The following is an 18,702-nucleotide window of genomic DNA, read 5'->3' as shown; positions in this document are numbered from 1 at the left end:
TCCATCATCAGAACCGGAAACGGCCAAACATCTGTTCAAGAAAGTCCGCCATGGATTTGAGCTCATGCACGGTGCCGGTGGCACGCTGCATCGCGTGATCCGATGCCTGCATCTTGCTGGTAATGCTCTCGGCACTTTGCGCCATGGCGGTGGTGGCATTCTGCTGCTCGCGCGTGGCGTGGGCAATTTCGCCCATCTTGGCGATCACCGCGTCCATGTTCTCGCGGATATGCGCAATCTTGCTGGCAGCGGTATCGGAGAGTGCCACGCCGCTTTGTACCGCGTCATGCGTTTTCTGCATGTTGGCAACGGCGGCGTCGGTTTCGGTGCGTACGCCGTCGATCATGCCGGTGATTTCCTGGGTGGCGCGGCCGGTGCGCTCGGCCAGCTTGCGCACCTCGTCCGCTACCACGGCAAAGCCGCGGCCCTGTTCACCGGCGCGCGCCGCTTCGATGGCTGCATTGAGCGCCAGCAAGTTGGTCTGATCGGCAATTTCCTTGATCACGCGGATGATGCCGCTGATTTCCTGCGAGCGCTGGTTCAGGCGGCCGAGCAGCGTAGAGAGCTCTTCCACCTCGTTGGCCGATTTGCCCACTTCGCTCGCCACATCGCGCACCGTGGATGCCGATTCGCCGGACAACTGTGCGGTAGCGCCCACCAGATCATTGGCATCGTGCGCGTTCTCGGCGATATGGCTGATGCTGACGGTGATTTCCTCGATGGTGGCCGCGTTGGATGCCGACAGATCGGATAGCTGCTGAGAATCGCGTGACAGCTCGGACAATACCCCGTTGATATCCGCCACGCCGTGCGTCAGCCGGCCGGTTTCCTGGCGGATTTCACGGAACATGTCGCGCAGTTGCGCTACGAAGCGGTTGAATGCCTCTGCGGTCTGCGCGATCTCGTCCTTGCCCGCTACATCGATGTGGCGTGTCAGATCACCGCCGCCCTGAGCGATTTCCTGCATGGCGTTCTTCACACGGGTGAGCCCGCTCAGCAACTGGTTCACGAGGGCACCGGCCAAGGGCACCACAATCAGCAATACCACCACCAATGCGCCAGCACACAACCAGATCAGCGTGGTCAGCGATGACAGCACCGCGCTCTTGTCAATGACGAGGCCAAGATAGAACGGCGTGCCTTCAATGCTTTGCAGGTAGAAATATTTCATGTCGCCATCGATGCGGATTTCCTGCAGCGCTTGCGAGCTGGCCATGGCACCGAGCTTGCCGGCTGCGAGATCTGGCGAAAGATCCGTGGTCGGCTTCATTGCCATATCCGGTTTGGCATGTGCCAGTACCGCACCTTCCTTGTTGGCGAGAAAGGCATAGCCATTCCCGGTCAGCTTGATGTTGAGGATGTCTTTTACCACCTGGGTCAGCTGGATATCCGTGCCAAGCACCCCCTTGAGCTGGCCATCAGCGAGCACCGGCGCCGCAAAAGACATGATCAGCTGTTTGGAAGATGCATCCACATACGGTGGCGTGAGGATGGGCTCGCCCGCACTGACAGCCTGCTGGTACCAGGGGCGCGAGGTGGGGTCGAAATCGGCCGGCAGGTCAACCGGATGGCTCGGGATCATCTGCTTGTCGACGGTGCCGAAGTAGGCCAGATCGAACTTGGCACTTTTTTCCACCTGCAACAGTGCGGCCTGCGGTTCGCTGGCCATAGCCAGTGCCTTGGCACCACCGGCCACAACCTCCTGCTTATCGAATATCCAGTTACGCAGCGCCACGTTGTAGCCGGTGGCCACGCCGCGGATTTCGCTGGTCAGCCCGTCCACTACCTGGCTGCGCATGCGGGTGTAAGCGGCAATGGTCAGGATGGAGGTGACTGCTGCCGTCAGCAGCACGATGAAAAAGATCAGTTTGGTACGCAGCGATTGCATGCGGGGCTCCGGAGCGGTGTTCTTTTATGGTTGTGCTTACAAAATAGAAGGCGAACACGCATTCTGCCTAGGCTGGATTGCCCCGCTTGACAGGTTTCATGACGAATGGGTGAGAATTTACACGCGGTTGACGCTGAGTACGCCGGTGACATCAGCCAGGCGCAGCTTGATGCGTGCCAGGTCATCCGCGCTGCGGATTTCCACGGTGAAGCGCATCTTGGCCAGCGTATCGCGCGATAGCGTATTCACGCCGGTGACGTTGATTTTCTCGCGCGACATCACGTCGGACAGATCGCGCAGCAGGCTGGGGCGGTCGTGCGCCTCGATCACCAGGTCGGTGGCGAACACGCTGCCCGCATGCTTGCCCCAATCCGCGCTGATCAAGCGCTCCGGCGATGCGCCGGCAAGGCGCTTGAGCGTGGCGCAGTCAGCGCGGTGGATGGAAATACCGCGCCCCTTGGTGACGAAACCCACCACCGCATCCGGCGGCACCGGCTTGCAGCATTTGGCCAGCAAGGTCATCAGCTTGTCGACGCCCTCGATCAGGATGCCTTCGCCCTGGCCGCTGGCGCGCGCGCGGCGGATCACATCTTCCGGGCTGACGGCAAATTCGGCAGCCGGTTTGGCATCCGCGGTCAATGCATCGGCCAGCTCGCGCAAGCTCACATCGCCGTGACCCAGGCCCGCATACAGTTCTTCGATGGTCTTGTAGTCGAGCCGGTGCGACACCGCCTCCTGGTTCACCTGGGTGGCGCCGTTGCGCGCGGCTTCCTTGTCGTACAGCGCGCGGCCGTTCTCGATGGCGACATCCAGGTTTTGCTGGCGTATCCACGCCCGCAGCTTCTGCTGCGCGCGGTTGCTCTTCACATAGCCCTGGTGCAGCCAGTCCAGGCTGGGGCCCCCTTCCTTGGCGGCAAGAATCTCCACGCGCTGGCCGTTTTCCAGCGCGGTGGACAGCGGCACGATCTGTCCGTTCACCTTGGCACCGCGGCAGCGGTGGCCCAGATCGGTATGCAGGTGGTAGGCAAAATCCACCGGGGTCGAACCCTTGGGCAGCGCAATCACGCGGCCGGCCGGGGTCAGTGCGTAGATGGTGTCGTCGAACAGTTCGGCCTTGAATGCATCCGCCAGCTGGGTTTCGGATGCCACATCGCTTTTCCAGTCCAGCAACTGGCGCAGCCAGGCAATCTTCTCTTCGTACTTGGCGTTGCCCTTGCCGCCTTCCTTGTAGCGCCAGTGCGCAGCCACGCCCAGCTCGGCATGTTCGTGCATCTCGAAGGTGCGGATCTGCACCTCGACTGCCTTGTCTTCCGGGCCGATCACCGCGGTGTGCAGGCTGCGGTAGTTGTTGCCCTTGGGGTGGGCAATGTAATCATCGAATTCGCCCGGTATCGGCTGCCACAGGTTGTGCACGATGCCCAGCACCGTGTAGCAGTCCTTCAGCTCCGGCACCAGCACGCGTACCGCGCGGATGTCATACAGCTCGGAAAAATCGAGCTTCTTTTTCTGCATCTTCCGCCAGATGCTGTAGATGTGCTTGGGCCGCCCCATCAGGTTGGCGCCCTCGATGCCGGCGGCTTCCACCTCGCGGCGCAGCGTGAACAGCACATCGTCGATGAAATGCTCGCGGTCGATACGGCGTTCGTCCAGCAGCCTGGCGATTTTCTTGTAGGTATCCGGGTGCAGGTGGCGGAAGCCCAGGTCTTCCAGCTCCCACTTGATCTGCCATACGCCCAGCCGGTTGGCCAGTGGCGCAAACAGATCCAGCGTTTCCCGGGCGATGGCGGTGCGGATGTCTTCCGGCGCGGCGGCCAGCACATGCATGGTTTGTGTGCGCCATGCCAGCTTGATCAATACCGCGCGGATGTCTTCCACCATGGCCAGCAGCATCTTGCGGATGGCTTCCACCTGCGCGGCCGCATCCTGCGTCTTGGCGGCCGGTGCCGCATGTGCGCCCAGGTTGGCCAGCACGCGTATCTTGCGTACCCGGTCCACGCCATCCACCAGCTTGGCCACTTCCTTGCCAAAGCGGGTTTCTACCTCGCTGGCGGCATCGGGCACAAAATCGGATACCGCAAACAGCAGGCTGGCGATGACGGTATCGGCATCCATGTTGAGATCGGCAACGATGGAAGCGGCAGCCACCGCGTGCTTGAACAACGGATCGCAAATATCCGCCTGCGTGCTGTCGCCGTAGATTTCAGCCGCCCAATCGAGCGCGCTGCGCAGGCGGTCGATCTGTTCCGGCGGGTAACGCTCGGCCAGTTGCGCAAGCCAGTGCTCGGGGTTTGCTGCTTCGGCGATCGATAATGCAAGCGGGCGTGTAACGGCGACCATAGTCAACTCTGGGAGATTGAAGGAATTTTGCCGTAATCTGTCTGTCTCTAGAAGCCGGGAAGACGCTTATATTTCCGGGCCTTTTCACTCCGGCTGCCTTCATGTCCAAACGTTTTCTACGTCGTTATCTGCCAGATCATGCTTCTTTGCAGAAGAACCGCTTCCTGGCGCGTTTTTCGCACTGGTTTTCCCACCCCAATCTGTGGCACCTCAACCGCCGCTCGGTGGCGGGTGGGGTGGCTGTCGGCATGATAGGCGGCATGATTCCCGGCCCGCTGCAGGTGATTACCGCCAGTTGCCTGTCCCTGGCGTGCCGCGTAAATCTGCCGGTGGCGGTGGTGGCCACGTTTTATACCAACCCACTCACCATAGGCCCTATTTATTGGGTGGCGTTCAAGCTGGGCAGTTTTGTCACCGGCCATACCGGTGCGGATGGTGTGGGGGCCATGCCGTCGTGGTCTGGCGCCACGCCCATGCAATGGGTCAGCCAGATGTGCCACTGGATGCTGTCGCTGGGCGTGCCGCTGCTCATCGGCCTGCCGCTGCTGGCGGGCATTCTGGCGGTGGTGGGCTATACACTGGTCAAGCTGGCTTGGCGGCTGCATGTGCTATGGCTGCTGCGGGTGCGGCGCCTGCGCCGGGCTACCCCGCACTGAGGCACCGCCGGTACCGTTCACAAGCTTGTCACCGATGATCTGAATACTGGCCACGGTTATGTAATCTGGTTGCCCCATGTCTGTTCACCGGTCTGCTTTGCGCCTTTCCGCCTGCCTTTCGGCGCTGCTGCTGTCGTCCGCTTTGCTGCAGGCGGCACATGCAGCGCCCCCCATTGCATCGCTGCGATTGATCGGCACGCGCACCATTGCCAATGACCTGTATGTGGATGGCACGCTGGTGGGCGGGTTGTCCGGCATCGATTACGACCGGGCCACCGATCGCTGGTTGCTGATCAGCGATGACCGCTCCGACCAGGCACCCGCGCGTTTCTACACCGCGCAACTGCGCTATGACCGTAGCGGGTTTACGCAAGTGGAGGTCCGCAAGGCCACCACGTTGTTGCAGGCAGATGATCAGCCCTATCCAGACCGCAACACCGGCGGCGTGGTGCCAGATCCGGAATCCTTGCGCATCGATCCGCAAACGCACGATATCTGGTGGACCAGCGAGGGCGATAGAACCCTGGCGCTGGATCCGTTCATTGCGCGCAGCGATCAGCAGGGCAAGCTGATCGAAACCTTGCCATTGCCCGCCATGCTCGGCACGCGCCGTGGCGCCGGGCAGGGCGCACGCAACAACCTGGCGCTGGAAGGGCTGAGTTTTTCCACCGATGCACAATCGTTGTGGGCGGCCATGGAAGGGCCGCTCTACGAGGATGGTGCGCCGCCTACACCGCAAACCGGCGCAATGGCGCGCTTCACCCGCATTGACCGCGCGGGCAAGGTGCTGGCGCAGTATGCCTATCCGCTAGACCCGATTCCGGCTGCGCCGGCACCCGGCAAGGCAGCAGACAATGGCGTATCCGAGGTGCTGGCATCCGGCAACGATACGGTGCTGGTGATCGAGCGTGCCGGCGTGCAGCTGGCTGATAACCGCTACGTCAACCATATCCGCCTGTACGAGGCGGATGCGGCATCAGCCAGCGATATCAGCGCGGTGACGGCCTTGCCCGGTGCGCGCTATCAGGCGATGCGCAAACGCTTGGTGCTGGATCTGAACACGCTGGGCCTGCCCCGGCTGGACAATATCGAGGGGCTGTCGTGGGGGCGCACGCTCGGCAACGGCAATCGCAGCCTGGTGATGGTGTCCGACAACAATTTCAATCCCGGGCAGATTACCCAGCTACTGGTGTTCGAAGTGCTGCCGCAGTGATATGGCAAATCACACCGGCTAACTGCGGCAGCCACCGCGCTGCGGTACGGTGGCTTTATGCATGCCAAATCAAGCGGCGATCTGGGCGCCTGTCTTTTTCACGGTTTACCAGGCTTTTTTGTTACTAATCAATGCCTTGTAGCTGATTTTTCAGCGTTGCCGTTTCACGGACATTGCTGTTTTTCTGCAATTCCCGGCCTGTTCAGCCCACCCTGCGCATGTGCGGGCCATACAATGGACCGCATCAATTGACCCACCCGAACTTGAGGTCAACATGGCGGGAGTGTGGAGACAATGCTGGCAAGGACTGTTGCTCATGCTGGCGGGTGCTGCGTGTGCAATCGCGCAGGCAGCAAAGGGACCGGCAGCGCCGCTGGTTATAGGTTATTACCCGTTCTGGACCATTTATCAGAACCAGAACTCGCTGGCAGAGATTCCGTTCGATCAGCTGACCCATCTCACCTATGCATATGCGCAACTGGATGCAGATGGCAACGTGCTGCCCGGCGATTACGTCGCTGATCTCAGCTTTGCCTACAACGGCCCGCAAGGGGCCGGGTCGGTGCGGGGCACCTTTGCCAAGCTGCGCGAGATCAAGGCGGCGCATCCGCAGCTGAAAACGCTGATTTCGATTGGTGGCTGGAGCTGGTCTGCCCACTATCCGGCGGTTGCTGCCGATCCGACGTTGCGCCAGCACTTTGTGCAGAGCGCGCTGGCTTTCATCGACCGGTTCGGCTTCGACGGGGTAGAGATCGATTGGCAATACCCGGTGATCGGTGGCGGCGATGTGGTGCCGCGTGCCGATGACCAGGTCAACAAGATCAAGCTGCTGCAGGCGCTGCGCGGCGCGCTGGATGCGCACGGGCAGCGTAGCGGCCGTCATTACCTGCTTTCCACCACGCTGGGCGTCAGCGGTACGCAGCTTGCACCACCGCTGACGCGTGATGAGGTGGCCGCCGTCGATTTCGCCATGGTCGACGCCTATGATTTCCAGGGCAACAACGCTCACCGCACCGCGCATAGCGCGCCCTTGTACGGGCGCAACGCGCAGGACGCCAGGAGCGTAGCGCAGGCACTGCAATTGTTGCAGCAGCGCGGCGTCCCCACCGGCAAGCTGGTGCTGGTGCTCGATCTGGAGGCCACCAGCTGGACCGGCGTACCCGCCACTGGCAATGGCCTGTATCAATCGGCCACCGGCATGCCGTTCGGCAGCTGGGACGATACCGATACCGGCCCCACCGGCACCTTTACCGCCAGCGAAGTGCTGTACATGAAAGCAGATCCGGCGTTCAACGAGTACTGGGATGCCCGCGCGCATGCCAGCTACCTGTATAGCGCCGGCCGCCGCCAGTTCGTCACCTTCGAGAGCCCGCGCGCCGCGCAGGACAAACTGGTTCATGCCGATCAGGCGGGCCTTGCCGGCATCGCACTGTGGCAACTGGGCAGCGATGCGCCCGGCGCACACAGTCTGCTGCGGCAGGTGTATCGCCACTACCATCCGTGGCGTGGCCGGCTGGATCTTGCCATGGCGTACTGGCGTGGCCGCCCGGTATGGGTGGATCCGTTGCTGGGCGTGCTAGCGACCTTGCTCACGCTGGGCGTGCTGTTGCTGTTGCGCTGGCACTACCTGCGCTACCGCGCGCGCCAGCGCGAGGCGCTGACGGTGCTGGATATACGCAGCCAGCTGTGGGCATTACTGCCGCTGTTGCACCAGCTGCAGCAGGAGTTTGCCACCGATCAAGCACAGGCACCGCAGCGGCCCGGCTACGCGGTATTGCCTGCCTTGCCGGGCATCGATGCACTGCGGGAGCAGGCGCGGCTAGTGGAAAGGCAACTGGCCCCGCTGGCACTGGCTGGCCGCGTGCCGATCGATGCGGATTGGGTGCTCGCCGATGAAGCCGCCGTATCCGCAACTACGCAGCAACCGCTGCCGCCCACATCATCGCTGGCGGAGCGCCTTGAGGCGCTCAACCGGCTGACGCAGGTACTGGGTGAGCAACGCAGCGTGGAAAAAATGCTGGAAACCGTGATGGGTTTTCTTGCCGCAGAAGCGCGGGTACGCAGCGTGGTGGTGTTGCAGGATGGCGAGACACAACAGCAGGCGGGTGATTGGCCACCCGGCGCGGATGCTCAGGCTGACTGGGCCGGCCGCGTCGCGGGAGGGGATGCGCTGCAGTTCAGCGTGGATCGATCGCTGGCATGGGCCAATGTGGACGATAGCGCGGATCAGCAACTGGCCATTGCCTTCCATGCGCCTGCCAGCGCAGAGGATGAAGCGCTGCTGCGGCACCTGCTGGCGCAGATTGCGCTGATACGCCAGCATCTGAACGAGCTGACCCGGCAGCCACACGTGCTGGCCGAGCTGTACGAGATTGCGTCGCGGCGCGAGCGCCTGCTGTTCATCCGCGCCGACAAGGGGTACAGCGGCATCTATTGCCAGGACGGTGCCATGCCGCTGTATGTAACGCTGCGCCTGCGCACCATCCGCCTGTACTTCCCCGGAGAAATGTTACTGCAGGTGCACCGCTCCTACCTGGTGAACCCCAGGCGCGTCAGCCGGGCCGAGCACAAGGGCAGGGGCCAATACGAGTTGCGCATTGGCAAGGAGGCGATCCCCGTGCGGCGCCAGTACATCGCGCGGCTGCGCGCGCTCTATCCGGCGTGGTTCGACGATTGAAGCTGGCAACCCGGCCGTATGGCGAGGCTACGCTGCGGCCGCTATTCATAGCACTGACTCGCAGCAGAATCCGCAACGGGAGCGGCGGCTGCGCTCAATACGTGCTGAGCTGCGCCAGCTCATCCTGCAAGCGGTGCAGCAGGTTCAGGCGTTCATTGGGGATCTTGCCGGCTTTCACCGCGCTGGTCATGGCGCAATCGGGCTCTTGCCGGTGGCGGCAATTGGCAAAGCGGCACTCGCCGATCAGTACCCGGAACTCCGGCATCAGGTAGGGCAGGTCTTCCGCTTTCACGTGCGCCAGGCCAAATGACTGCAGGCCCGGGGAGTCGATCAGTTCGGAGCGCTCGTCCAGCTTGTACAGCGTGGCATTGGTCGTGGTGTGCTTGCCGGAATCGAGCGCGACCGAGATTTCCTTCACACGCGCGTTGGCTTCCGGGATCAATGCATTGGTCAGCGTGGATTTGCCCATGCCCGATTGCCCCACCAGCACGCTGGTTTCGCCCTCCAGCGCGGTGCGCAGCGGCGTCACATCCTGCAATGCGGACACTTCGATCAGCGGGTAGCCCAGCGACAGGAAGTATTGCAGCCGCGCCCGCGCCTTGTCCGCACCCGGCAGCTCCGATTTGTTCAGGCAGATCACCGGCTTGATGTCGCCGGCTTCCGCCGCAATGATGGCGCGGCTGATCAGCTCGTCGGAAAAGCTCGGCTCGGTGGCCACCACGATCACCAGTTGCGTGATGTTGGCGGCGATCAGCTTCTGGCGCCACTGGTCGGAGCGGTACAGCAGCGTCTTGCGCGGCTCCACTGCCTCGATCACCGCCTGCTCGTGATTGATCACGGTGATTTTTACCCGGTCACCGCAGGCGTAGTCGGTTTTCTTGCCACGGGCACTGGCGGTGCGCCGCTCACCATTGGCGAGTTCCAAAATATAAGCTCTGCCGTAGCTGGCGACGATGCGGGCGATTTCAGTCAAGGGGTTTCCGTGTTCAGAGTGCGTCCAGGCGTGCGGCGCAGATGAAATCATTGCGGGACAGGCCGCCGGCCGAGTGGGTACTCCACACGACCTTGCAGCGGCTGTAGGTGACTTCCAGATCAGGGTGGTGATCCTGCCGGTTGGCGATATAGGCCACGGCATTCACGAAGGCGATGGTGTGGTAAAAGTCCTTGAAGCGGAAGGTTTTTTCCAGTTTTCCGCCCAGCACCAGCCATTCGTTCAGTTCGCTCGCCAGCATTTCGGCGGCAATTTCGTCCAGTTTGCCGGCATCGGCCTGGCAGGTTTCGGTGGCGAGTGACATGGCTGGGCTCCGTGGTGGGTTCACTGCTCGTTCTAGGCCAGCCGCTGCAATGCGGCAATGCGTAATGCTGCCGGCGGGTGGCTGTCGTAGAACATGCTGTGCAGCGGGTCCGGCGTGAGCGTGGCGGCATTGTCGCGGTACAGCTTCACCAGTGCCTGGATCAGATCACGCGCGGATGCTTGCTCGGCCGCATAGGCATCGGCTTCGTATTCGTGCTTGCGCGACATGATCGAGCCCAGCGGGCCGAAGATGAACGTGAATACCGGCATCACCAGGAAGAACAGCGTGAGCGCGTTGGCAGTACTTGTGGTCTGCACGCCCAGGCCCTGGTAAAACCAGCTCTCGCTCATCAACAGGCCCAGCACCCACAACAGGCCCAGCATCAGCACGAAGGTCCACACCAGCCGCTTGACGATGTGGCGGCGCTTGAAATGGCCCAGCTCGTGCGCGAGTACTGCTTCGATCTCATCGCCATCAAGCTGCTTGAGCAAGGTATCGAAAAACACGATGCGCTTGGTTTTGCCAAGACCGGTGAAGTAGGCATTGCCGTGGCTGGAGCGCTTGCTGCCGTCCATCATGAAGATGCCGCTGGCCGTGAAGCCGCAACGGGTCAGCAGGTTTTCGATACGGCTGCGCAGCCCATCGTCCGGCAGCGGTTCGAACTTGTTGAACAAGGGGGCGATCCAGGTCGGGAAGATCCACATCAGCAGCAGAGAGAAACCCACCCAGGTGCCCCACACGTACAGCCACCAGTTGTCTCCCATGCGGTTCATCAGCCACAGCACCGCGCTCAGCAGCGGCAGGCCGATCACCACGGCAAGGCCGGCGGTCTTGACGAGATCGCCCAGCCATAGTGCAGGTGTACTCTGGTTGAAGCCATACGCGGCTTCGATGCGGAAGGTGGAAATCCACGACAAGGGCAACGAGATGACCGTGTTGATCAGGCCCAGCAGCGCAATCATCGTTACCCCGGCCAGGATGGGCGATGCGGGAAACCAGCTGTTGGTCAGCGTAGTCAGCCATTCGATGCCGCCCCCCAGCGTGAATGCCAGCAGCACGATGGCCTCGAACAGCGTGCTGATCATGCCGAAGCGGGTTTTGGTGACCGTATAGCTGGCGGCGCGCTGGTGCGATTCCAGCGTGATGCGCCCGGCAAACTCGGCCGGCACCGCCGCGCTGTTGCGGCGCACGTGATTGATCTGGCGCATGGCCAGCCACAGTTGCAACAGCACGCTGACGATCAGCGCAAACACGAACAGGATGGAAAACGTATGGGCGGTCATGGCGGGTACAGTTGAAATCCAGTCGGTAATTATCGCACAGCCAGCGGCCAAGCCGGGCAGGCATCCCCGAATGGTAGAATGACGCATTCGGCATCACACACAGGAGCGCGCAATGGCGCAAGACCAGAACAACCTGATCTGGCTGGACATGGAAATGACCGGCCTGGATCCTCTCAACGACAAGATCATCGAGCTTGCCATCGTCATTACCGACAGCAACCTCGTGACCGTGGCGGAAAGCCCGGTGTGGGTGGTACACCAGAGCGACGCCGTGCTCGATGGCATGGACGACTGGAACAAGGGCACGCATGGCCGTTCCGGCCTGATCGACAAGGTGAAGGCATCCACGCTGTCCGAAGAACAGGTGCAGGCAGAGGCGCTGGCCTTCATCGCGCAATACAGCCCGCGCCAGGGTAGCCCCATGTGTGGCAATTCCATTGGTCAGGATCGCCGCTTCATGGCGCGCTGGATGCCGGTGCTGGAAGACTGGTTCCATTACCGCAACCTGGATGTCTCCACACTCAAGGAGTTGTGCAAGCGCTGGCAGCCGGCCATCTACAAGCTGTTCAAGAAGAAAGGCAGCCACACTGCGCTGGCGGATGTGTATGAATCCATCGACGAACTCAAGTTCTATCGCGAGCACTTCCTGAAAGTGCCGGCGAACGAGCTGCCCAGCGATTGATGCCCATCTTTGTGCAGGATTCCACTCCCTTGGATAAAACCGCCCCCATCAACCCGCAGCACAGCCTTGCGCTGGCCACGCGCCTGGGCCAACTGCTGCTGGACCTCGGCCAGACGGTTACCACGGCCGAATCCTGCACCGGCGGGCTGATTGCCGGAGCGATTACCGATATTGCCGGCAGCAGCAAGTGGTTCGAGCGCGGCTATATCACCTATGCCAACGATGCCAAGATTGCCATGCTGGATGTGCCGCCGGCAGTCATCGATGCGCTCGGTGCGGTCAGCGAGCCCGTGGTGGCGATGATGGTGCAGGGCGCCATGGCACAGGCCGGCGCGCAATGGGGTGTGGCGGTATCCGGCGTGGCCGGCCCGGGCGGCGGTTCGGCGGAGAAACCGGTGGGCACCGTGTGGCTGGCCTGGGGTACGCCGTCCGGCATAGAAACCGAATGCAAGCTGTTTGCCGGCGACCGCGTCGCGGTACGCGCGCAAACGGTGCGCCACGCGCTGCACCGCTTGATACAACTGATAGAGGAAGAGGGATGACCACTGTTGTTGTCGTCAAGAAGGGCGGCGAAATCACCATTGCCGCAGACAGCCAGTCGACGTTTGGCGATACCCGGCTGGCCGCACCCTTCGATGCCAAATGGAACAAGATATTCAAGGCGCATGGTGGCTATTTCTCGATCTGCGGCAGCGCTGCGCATGATCTGGTGCTGCAGGCCGCGCTGAAGAAAGCCAAGACGCCCGATTTCACCAGCCGCATGGCGATTTTCGAGAGCTTCCGCAAACTGCACCCCAAGCTCAAGGAAGATTACTTCCTCAAGCCCGATGAAGAAGACGAAGACGCCTACGAGTCGAGCCAGATGACGGTGTTGCTGGCCAACCCGCATGGCATTTTCGGCATCTACAGCCTGCGCGAGGTCTATGAGTTCGAGCGCTTCTGGGCCATCGGCAGTGGGCGTGATTATGCAATCGGCGCGATGCAGGCGGTGTACGGGCAGGATGATCTTTCATCCGCCGATATCGCAAGGATCGGCGTCGAAACCGGCTGCACGTTCGACGTGAGTTCCAGCCTGCCGATGACCAGCTACACGCTGAAGGTGGAATGACATGCTGCTGAGTGATCTGGATAACTGGCTGTTGCAGCAGGCGGCATTCCCCACGGCGGTCAATCACGCGCTGACCCTGCTGCTGCAACAGGATCTGGCCGGCCTGCCCACCGGGCGTTATCCGCTCGATGGCGACAAGCTGTTTTTCATGATCCAGGAGATGCACACCCGCCCGCAGCAGGATAACCGCCCCGAGGCACACCGCGAACACGCGGATATCCAGCTGCTGCTAAGCGGTGAAGAGCGCTATGGCGTTGCACTGGCAGGCGCGGACCGGCAGGTGGTGGAAGACCTGCGCGATACGCACGACATCGCGTTTTATGCCCAGCCGGCGCGCGAAGTGTTCATCGACCTGCAGCCGGGCATGTTCGTGTTTTTCCTGCCGGGCGAGCTGCACCGCCCATGCTGTGCCATTGCGGCGCCGCAGCCCGTACGCAAGGCGGTAGTGAAAATCCACCGCAGCCTGCTGGGCTTGTAACTGCCGCAGTCGACACCAATTACTGCTGTCATCCAAACCGCGTAAAACCTGCCTGGCGGGTGGCGGTGCCCTCGATCTGGCGGCCGGGCAATGGCCGATGAAGGAAAAACCATGCAAGACACGCTTGAGCGTTTCATTTTTGACGATGCCCCGGTCCGGGGCGAAATCGTGCAGCTCGATGCGACCTACAAGGAGGTACTGGCCCGGCACGACTACCCGCCAGTACTGCAAAAACGCATCGGCGAGCTGATGACCGCGGCAACGCTGCTGTCGGCCACGCTCAAGTTCGACGGCACGCTGATCATGCAACTGCATGGCGATGGCGCGGTCAAGCTGCTGGTGGTCGAGGTCACCAGCAAGATGACCATGCGCGCCATGGCACGCTGGGATGGCGATGTGCCCGAAGCGTCGCTGGGCGAGCTGCTGGGCAAGGGCAAGTTCATCATCACGCTGGACCCGACCGAGGGCGAGCCCTATCAGGGCATCGTCGGCTTTGAACCGGGCCAGAGCGTGGCCGAGATCATCGAGCACTACATGGCCAGCTCGGAGCAATTGGAAACCCGCCTGTGGCTGGCGTGCAATGCCGATACCAGCGCGGGTTTGCTGGTGCAGAAGCTGCCGGCCGGCCAGGGTGACCCGGATGCATGGGAGCGGGTGCAGAAACTCTCCGAAACCATTACCGACGAAGAGCTGCTGGGCCTGCCGCCGCAGGACATGCTGTACCGGTTGTTCCACCAGGAGCAGGTGCGCGTGTTCGAGCCCGCCAAGCCGTCATTTGCCTGCACCTGCTCGCGTGAGCGCGTGGGCGGCATGCTGGAAATGGTGGGCAAGGATGAGGTCGATGGCGTGATTGCCGAAAAGGGCCATGTCGATGTGACCTGCGAATTCTGCGGCAAGAAATACGAGTTCGATGCCGTCGATGTGGTGCAACTGTTTGGCGGCCACGGCACCGGCAAGGCACCGGGCGTGATCCACTGATTTACTGACCGCTATCCAAGCAAACCCGTATCGCGCCGCAAGCTGCGGCGTGGCACCATCCGTATCGGCTATGCTTTCTGCAATGGCGATGAAGCGGGGTGGGCGGGGATGAAGGTATTGAATGGATGGCGTCAGCTTGTTTGCACCGCGCTGCTGGCTGGCTGCAGCCAGGCCAGTTGGGCCAGCGAATTCCACGATCCCGATGATGGCGCATTCGACGTCAGCGATTTCCTGCTCAATCACAAGGGCGCATTGCCGGTTCCCACGGTGATTACCGAGCCTGCGGTGGGCTATGGCGGCGGGCTGATGCTGATGTATTTCGATCAGTCGATTGCCGAATCCGCTGCGGAGAGCATCAAGGAAAGTGGCCGCCCGCAACCACCCAACATCACCGGATTGGGCGGCATGATGACCGAGAACGGCACTTGGGGTGCTGGCGCCGTGCACTTCCATACCTGGGATGGCGACCGTTACCGCTACCTGGGGGCGGTGGGCAAGGGCAGCTTCAACCTCGATTTTTACGACCGCAAGAACCAGCCGCATTCCTATACGCTCGATGGCACCGCGCTGGTACAGCAACTGCTGGCCCGCATCGGAGACAGCCACTGGTACGCCGGTGCCCGCTACGTGTACTTCAGCGGTACCAGCCAGTTCAAGGGCAAGTATGCCGAGGCTGCGGGGCTGGAACCGCAGGACCGGCGCATCGGCAAGGGCGGTCTGGTGGTCGATTACGAATCACGCGACAATTTCTTCTTCCCCAAGAGCGGCAGCTATGCCGAGCTGCAGGCGCAGGCTGCGCGTGGCTGGCTGGGCAGCACGCAGGATTTTGAAACCTACGATGCCAAGGGCTATCACTGGATGCCGCTGAGCAAGGCGTGGGTGCTGGGCGCGCGGGTGCAAGGCCAGGCGGCACGGGGCGATGTGCCGTTCTATGCATTGCCCTATGTGGACCTGCGCGGGGTATCGCGTGGCCGGTATCAGGATGAAACCACGCTGGTGGGCGAGCTGGAGGCACGCTGGGATATTTCATCGCGCTGGTCGTTGCTGGCCTTCGGCGGGGCGGGCAAGGCCTGGGGCAAATGGAATGATTATGGCGAGGCCGCCAATGTGTACAGCTATGGTGCCGGTTTCCGTTACCTGATCGCGCGCAAGCTGGGCCTTGCCGTGGGCATGGATATCGCGCGCGGGCCGGATGAAGGTGCGTTCTACTTCCAGGTGGGCAGCGCCTGGCGCTGATCAGTCGTCCGGGTTGCCATGCAGGTTGGCCTGGCGCAGCGCATAGTGGCGCAGGTACTGGCTGACGCCTTCGCGCGCCTCCGGGTGTGCACGCAGGTGGGCAGTGCGGTGGGCGGTGTCGGAAATCAGCGCATCGTCGATCAGCCGGTGGCCCACGGCGGCAATCAGCTTCTTGGTGGAAGTGACTGCGTGCTGGCCATTGCGCTGCAGCCGCTTGCACCAGCGCTCCACGATCAGGTCCAGTTCGTCGGCGGCGGTGGCCACTTCATGCACCAGGCCCAAGCGCTGCGCGGCTTCTGCGCTGATCTCCTCCGCGGTCAGGAAGTAGCGCCGCGCGGCGCTGGCGCCTATCTTGGCAAGAACGAAGGGGCCGATTACCGCGGGCACCAGGCCCAGTTCGACTTCGGGCAGCCTGAAACAGCTGGTGGAGAGCGCCACCACCATATCGCAGCAGGCAACGAGGCCAACGCCGGTGCCCAGCGTAGCGCCGTTGACGCGGGCGATGGTGGGAACGGGAAAACGATCGAGCAATTGCAATAGCCGCGCCAGCCGCAGCGCTTCTTCGAAGTTCTGGTGCTGATCACCATCGAGCGTGCGTTGCATCCACTGGTGATCCGCACCGGCAGAAAACGCGGTGCCACTGGCCGTCAGCACCAGCACCCGCAGCGTGGGGTTCTGCGCCAGTGCGGCCAGCGTGGCGGTCAGCTCGGCCATCATCACTTCATCAATGGCATTGGCGCGCCCGGGGCGCTCCAGCGTTACAGTGGCAATACCGGTGGGGTCGATATCGATGCGCAGGGTATCGCTCATGGCGGGCTCAGTCAGGGTGGTGGCGGCCGACTCACCTTATGTAGTCCATTAGTGGCGTAGTTGCCAGTATAAGGAGTGTGTTACAGTCCGCGCCGGTTGAAGGAGCCGCATTGCCCGGCTCCAGATTGCACCCAAGAGTACCCGTGAAACGCATTTTCTGCCTCTTCCTGTTTGCCGTTGCCTCTGCTGGCGTGTTGGCGCAGCCAGTCAAACTGGCCGGCCCCGATGGCGCATCGCTCTCTGGTGAATACCTGCGCCCGCCCAAGGGCAGCAGCAATGCGCCCGCCATGCTGCTGCTGCATGGCTGCGGTGGCCTGCGGACCAAATCCGGCGCCATCAGCGCGCGCCCGGCACGCATGGGCGCGCTGCTGCAGGAACTGGGCTACGGCGTGCTGATGCTGGACAGCTTTACCGGCCGTGGCGTGCGCGAGATCTGCACGGTGCCCATTCCCCAGCGCAAGATCGATACCACGCTGCGCGCCGACGATGCCCAGTTTGCCATCAGTTGGCTGCGTGCCCGGCGCGAGATCGATGGCAACCGGGTGGGCGTGCTGGGCTGGTCCAACGGAGCCAGCACCGTGTTGCGCCTGATCGGCCGTACTACCCCCAATATCAAGGTGGCAGTGGCTTTCTACCCGAGCTGCAAGCGCGCGCTGGCCAATGATCAATACGATCCGGAAATCCCCACGCTGGTGCTGATCGGCGAAGCCGATGACTGGACTGCCGCAGACGATTGCAAGCAGCTAGATGAACGCCTGCCAGGCGATACCTTCCACGTCGTTACCTACCCCGGCGTGTATCACGATTTCGATACCCCCAATACCAGTCTGAAAGTGCGCAAGGATGTGCCCGATGGCGTGAAGCCGGGCGCCGGCGTGACCAGCGCACCTGATCCCAAGGCGACCGAAGACGCCTATCGACGCACTTTCAAGTGGTTGTCGCTATGGCTGGACCCGACGCGCAATCCGTCGATCTGGCGCGATGGCTATTCGCAGCAGGGCCGCAAACCGGCCCCTTGAGCGCGACGAATCCGGCCCACATAGGGATAGCATGCATGCCGTCCGTTGGCGCCTTGTCTTAAACTTCCAGCTTGTTTTCACCCAGCCCTGAACCGAGGAGCCTGCCATGTCCAGTTTGTCCGTTTTCGATTCCCGCCTTGCCGATGTGGCTGGTGTCAGCGTTGTACCGTCAACCCAACTGGTGGGCGGCGAGGGTGAAGGTCTGCAGGTACTGGTGGTTGAAAACCCACTCGGCCGCGCCGCGCTGACTTTGCAAGGTGCCCATGTATTGTCGTTCACCCCTGCAGGTGGTCGTGATCTGCTGTGGGTGTCGCCACTGGCCACCTATGTGCCTGGCAAGGCTGTGCGCGGCGGTATTCCGCTGTGCATGCCGTGGTTCGGTGCCCATCCGGAAGGCTTTCCCTCGCACGGCTTTGCCCGCACCGCGCTGTGGACGCTGGACAGTGCAGCGGCGCTGGCCGATGGCCGCACCAGTGTGACCCTGGTACTGACCGACAGCGAAGCCACGCTGAAGGTATGGCCGCACCCGTTCCGGTTTGTGTTTACCGTGATTGTGGGCAAGGCACTGGATGTCGAACTGGTGGCTGAACACAAGGGCAATGTGTCCGTGAAGTTTGCCGCTGCGCTGCACAGCTATTTCAGTGTGCCCGATGTGGCGCAGATCGAAGTGGGCGGGCTTGATGGCTGCACCCGCATCAACACCGTTGGCGGTGCCAACGAGCGCACCGTGCAGCACGGCCCGGTGAAGATCGTGGATACGCACGATTCGGTATACCTCGATGTACCGGCCGAGCAGACCATCAGCAGCAGTGCCGGCGTCACCCGTGTATACAGCGCGGATACCAGAACCGCGGTGGTATGGAACCCCGGCGACCATTCCAGGGATATCGGTGATGTGCGTGAGCACTTCTCGGGCTTTGTGTGTGTCGAGCGCGGCGATGTGTTCGATAATGCGCGCGAGCTGGCTCCGGGCCAGCAGTACCGTGCCACCATGACCATCTCTGGCTGATTGCGGCCGATGTTTGCCCGTTTGGTTTGACTG

Annotated in this window: 17 protein-coding genes; 11 read left to right on the top strand and 6 right to left on the bottom strand. The window is 62.2% G+C overall.

Features of this window, described 5'->3' with window-relative positions; translation table 11 throughout:
- Positions 1-7 precede the first annotated feature (7 nt).
- Together IGB42_RS19465 and IGB42_RS19460 are read right to left on the bottom strand one after the other, a co-directional pair.
- Positions 8-1,888, bottom strand: coding sequence for a methyl-accepting chemotaxis protein (locus tag IGB42_RS19465; RefSeq protein WP_159674853.1), 1,881 nt, complete (start codon positions 1,886-1,888; stop codon positions 8-10).
- Positions 1,889-2,005: 117 nt separating this feature from the next.
- A complete protein-coding gene (locus tag IGB42_RS19460) occupies positions 2,006-4,225 on the bottom strand; it encodes a bifunctional (p)ppGpp synthetase/guanosine-3',5'-bis(diphosphate) 3'-pyrophosphohydrolase (protein WP_159674851.1) in 2,220 nt (739 codons plus the stop codon).
- Between the two features lie 101 nt (positions 4,226-4,326).
- On the opposite strand from IGB42_RS19460, the gene IGB42_RS19455 reads away from it, so the two are divergent.
- The 3 genes from IGB42_RS19455 (at position 4,327) to IGB42_RS19445 (ending at position 8,771) form a co-directional block, all read left to right on the top strand.
- Complete coding sequence (locus IGB42_RS19455) at positions 4,327-4,881, top strand: DUF2062 domain-containing protein (RefSeq protein ID WP_159674849.1); 555 nt, start codon at positions 4,327-4,329, stop codon at positions 4,879-4,881.
- Positions 4,882-4,957: 76 nt separating this feature from the next.
- The gene (locus IGB42_RS19450) at positions 4,958-6,094 is read left to right on the top strand and encodes an esterase-like activity of phytase family protein (RefSeq protein WP_159674847.1); all 1,137 of its coding nucleotides are present in this window, start codon (positions 4,958-4,960) and stop codon (positions 6,092-6,094) included.
- Between the two features lie 316 nt (positions 6,095-6,410).
- Entirely contained in the window at positions 6,411-8,771 is a 2,361-nt protein-coding gene (locus IGB42_RS19445; RefSeq protein WP_159674845.1) for a glycosyl hydrolase family 18 protein, read from the top strand.
- Between the two features lie 94 nt (positions 8,772-8,865).
- Here the strand turns inward: IGB42_RS19445 and rsgA are convergent, their stop codons facing one another.
- From rsgA to IGB42_RS19430, 3 genes are read right to left on the bottom strand one after another with little or no spacing between them, the layout of a single operon-like run.
- Positions 8,866-9,744: a ribosome small subunit-dependent GTPase A gene (rsgA, locus tag IGB42_RS19440; RefSeq protein WP_159674843.1), complete on the bottom strand. Its 879-nt coding sequence runs from the start codon at positions 9,742-9,744 to the stop codon at positions 8,866-8,868.
- A gap of 13 nt (positions 9,745-9,757) precedes the next feature.
- Positions 9,758-10,066: a 4a-hydroxytetrahydrobiopterin dehydratase gene (locus IGB42_RS19435; protein WP_159674841.1), complete on the bottom strand. Its 309-nt coding sequence runs from the start codon at positions 10,064-10,066 to the stop codon at positions 9,758-9,760.
- A gap of 32 nt (positions 10,067-10,098) precedes the next feature.
- On the bottom strand, positions 10,099-11,349 hold the full coding sequence (locus tag IGB42_RS19430; protein WP_159674839.1) for a M48 family metallopeptidase: 1,251 nt from the start codon (positions 11,347-11,349) through the stop codon (positions 10,099-10,101).
- Between the two features lie 112 nt (positions 11,350-11,461).
- Here IGB42_RS19430 and orn point away from each other — a divergent pair, with 112 nt between their 5' ends.
- From orn to IGB42_RS19400, 6 genes are all read left to right on the top strand, one after another.
- Positions 11,462-12,031, top strand: coding sequence for an oligoribonuclease (gene orn / locus IGB42_RS19425; protein WP_159674837.1), 570 nt, complete (start codon positions 11,462-11,464; stop codon positions 12,029-12,031).
- A 29-nt stretch (positions 12,032-12,060) separates the two neighbouring features.
- Positions 12,061-12,573, top strand: a complete 513-nt coding sequence (locus IGB42_RS19420; protein ID WP_236822652.1) for a CinA family protein — start codon at positions 12,061-12,063, stop codon at positions 12,571-12,573.
- The gene (locus tag IGB42_RS19415; RefSeq protein WP_159674833.1) at positions 12,570-13,139 is read left to right on the top strand and encodes an MFS transporter; all 570 of its coding nucleotides are present in this window, start codon (positions 12,570-12,572) and stop codon (positions 13,137-13,139) included. The genes IGB42_RS19420 and IGB42_RS19415 overlap by 4 nt, the downstream gene beginning before the upstream one ends.
- 1 nt (position 13,140) lies before the next feature.
- Positions 13,141-13,617, top strand: a complete 477-nt coding sequence (locus tag IGB42_RS19410; RefSeq protein WP_159674831.1) for a YhcH/YjgK/YiaL family protein — start codon at positions 13,141-13,143, stop codon at positions 13,615-13,617.
- Between the two features lie 111 nt (positions 13,618-13,728).
- Positions 13,729-14,595 (top strand): Hsp33 family molecular chaperone HslO, encoded by an 867-nt coding sequence (gene hslO / locus IGB42_RS19405; RefSeq protein WP_159674829.1) that lies wholly within the window; start codon positions 13,729-13,731, stop codon positions 14,593-14,595.
- A 108-nt stretch (positions 14,596-14,703) separates the two neighbouring features.
- A complete protein-coding gene (locus tag IGB42_RS19400; RefSeq protein ID WP_159674827.1) occupies positions 14,704-15,831 on the top strand; it encodes a BamA/TamA family outer membrane protein in 1,128 nt (375 codons plus the stop codon).
- Here the strand turns inward: IGB42_RS19400 and IGB42_RS19395 are convergent, their stop codons facing one another.
- On the bottom strand, positions 15,832-16,641 hold the full coding sequence (locus IGB42_RS19395) for an enoyl-CoA hydratase-related protein (protein ID WP_159674825.1): 810 nt from the start codon (positions 16,639-16,641) through the stop codon (positions 15,832-15,834).
- A gap of 143 nt (positions 16,642-16,784) precedes the next feature.
- Between IGB42_RS19395 and IGB42_RS19390 the strand changes: the two genes are divergently transcribed.
- Positions 16,785-17,660, top strand: a complete 876-nt coding sequence (locus tag IGB42_RS19390; protein ID WP_159674823.1) for a dienelactone hydrolase family protein — start codon at positions 16,785-16,787, stop codon at positions 17,658-17,660.
- 106 nt (positions 17,661-17,766) lie between these two features.
- Entirely contained in the window at positions 17,767-18,669 is a 903-nt protein-coding gene (locus tag IGB42_RS19385) for a D-hexose-6-phosphate mutarotase (protein WP_159674821.1), read from the top strand.
- The last annotated feature ends 33 nt before the right edge of the window (positions 18,670-18,702 follow it).

Source organism: Andreprevotia sp. IGB-42 (assembly GCF_009848685.1).
GTDB lineage: Bacteria > Pseudomonadota > Gammaproteobacteria > Burkholderiales > Chitinibacteraceae > Andreprevotia.
The sequence above is the reverse complement of the archived record's forward strand: the minus strand, read 5'-3'. Positions and strand labels throughout refer to the sequence as shown.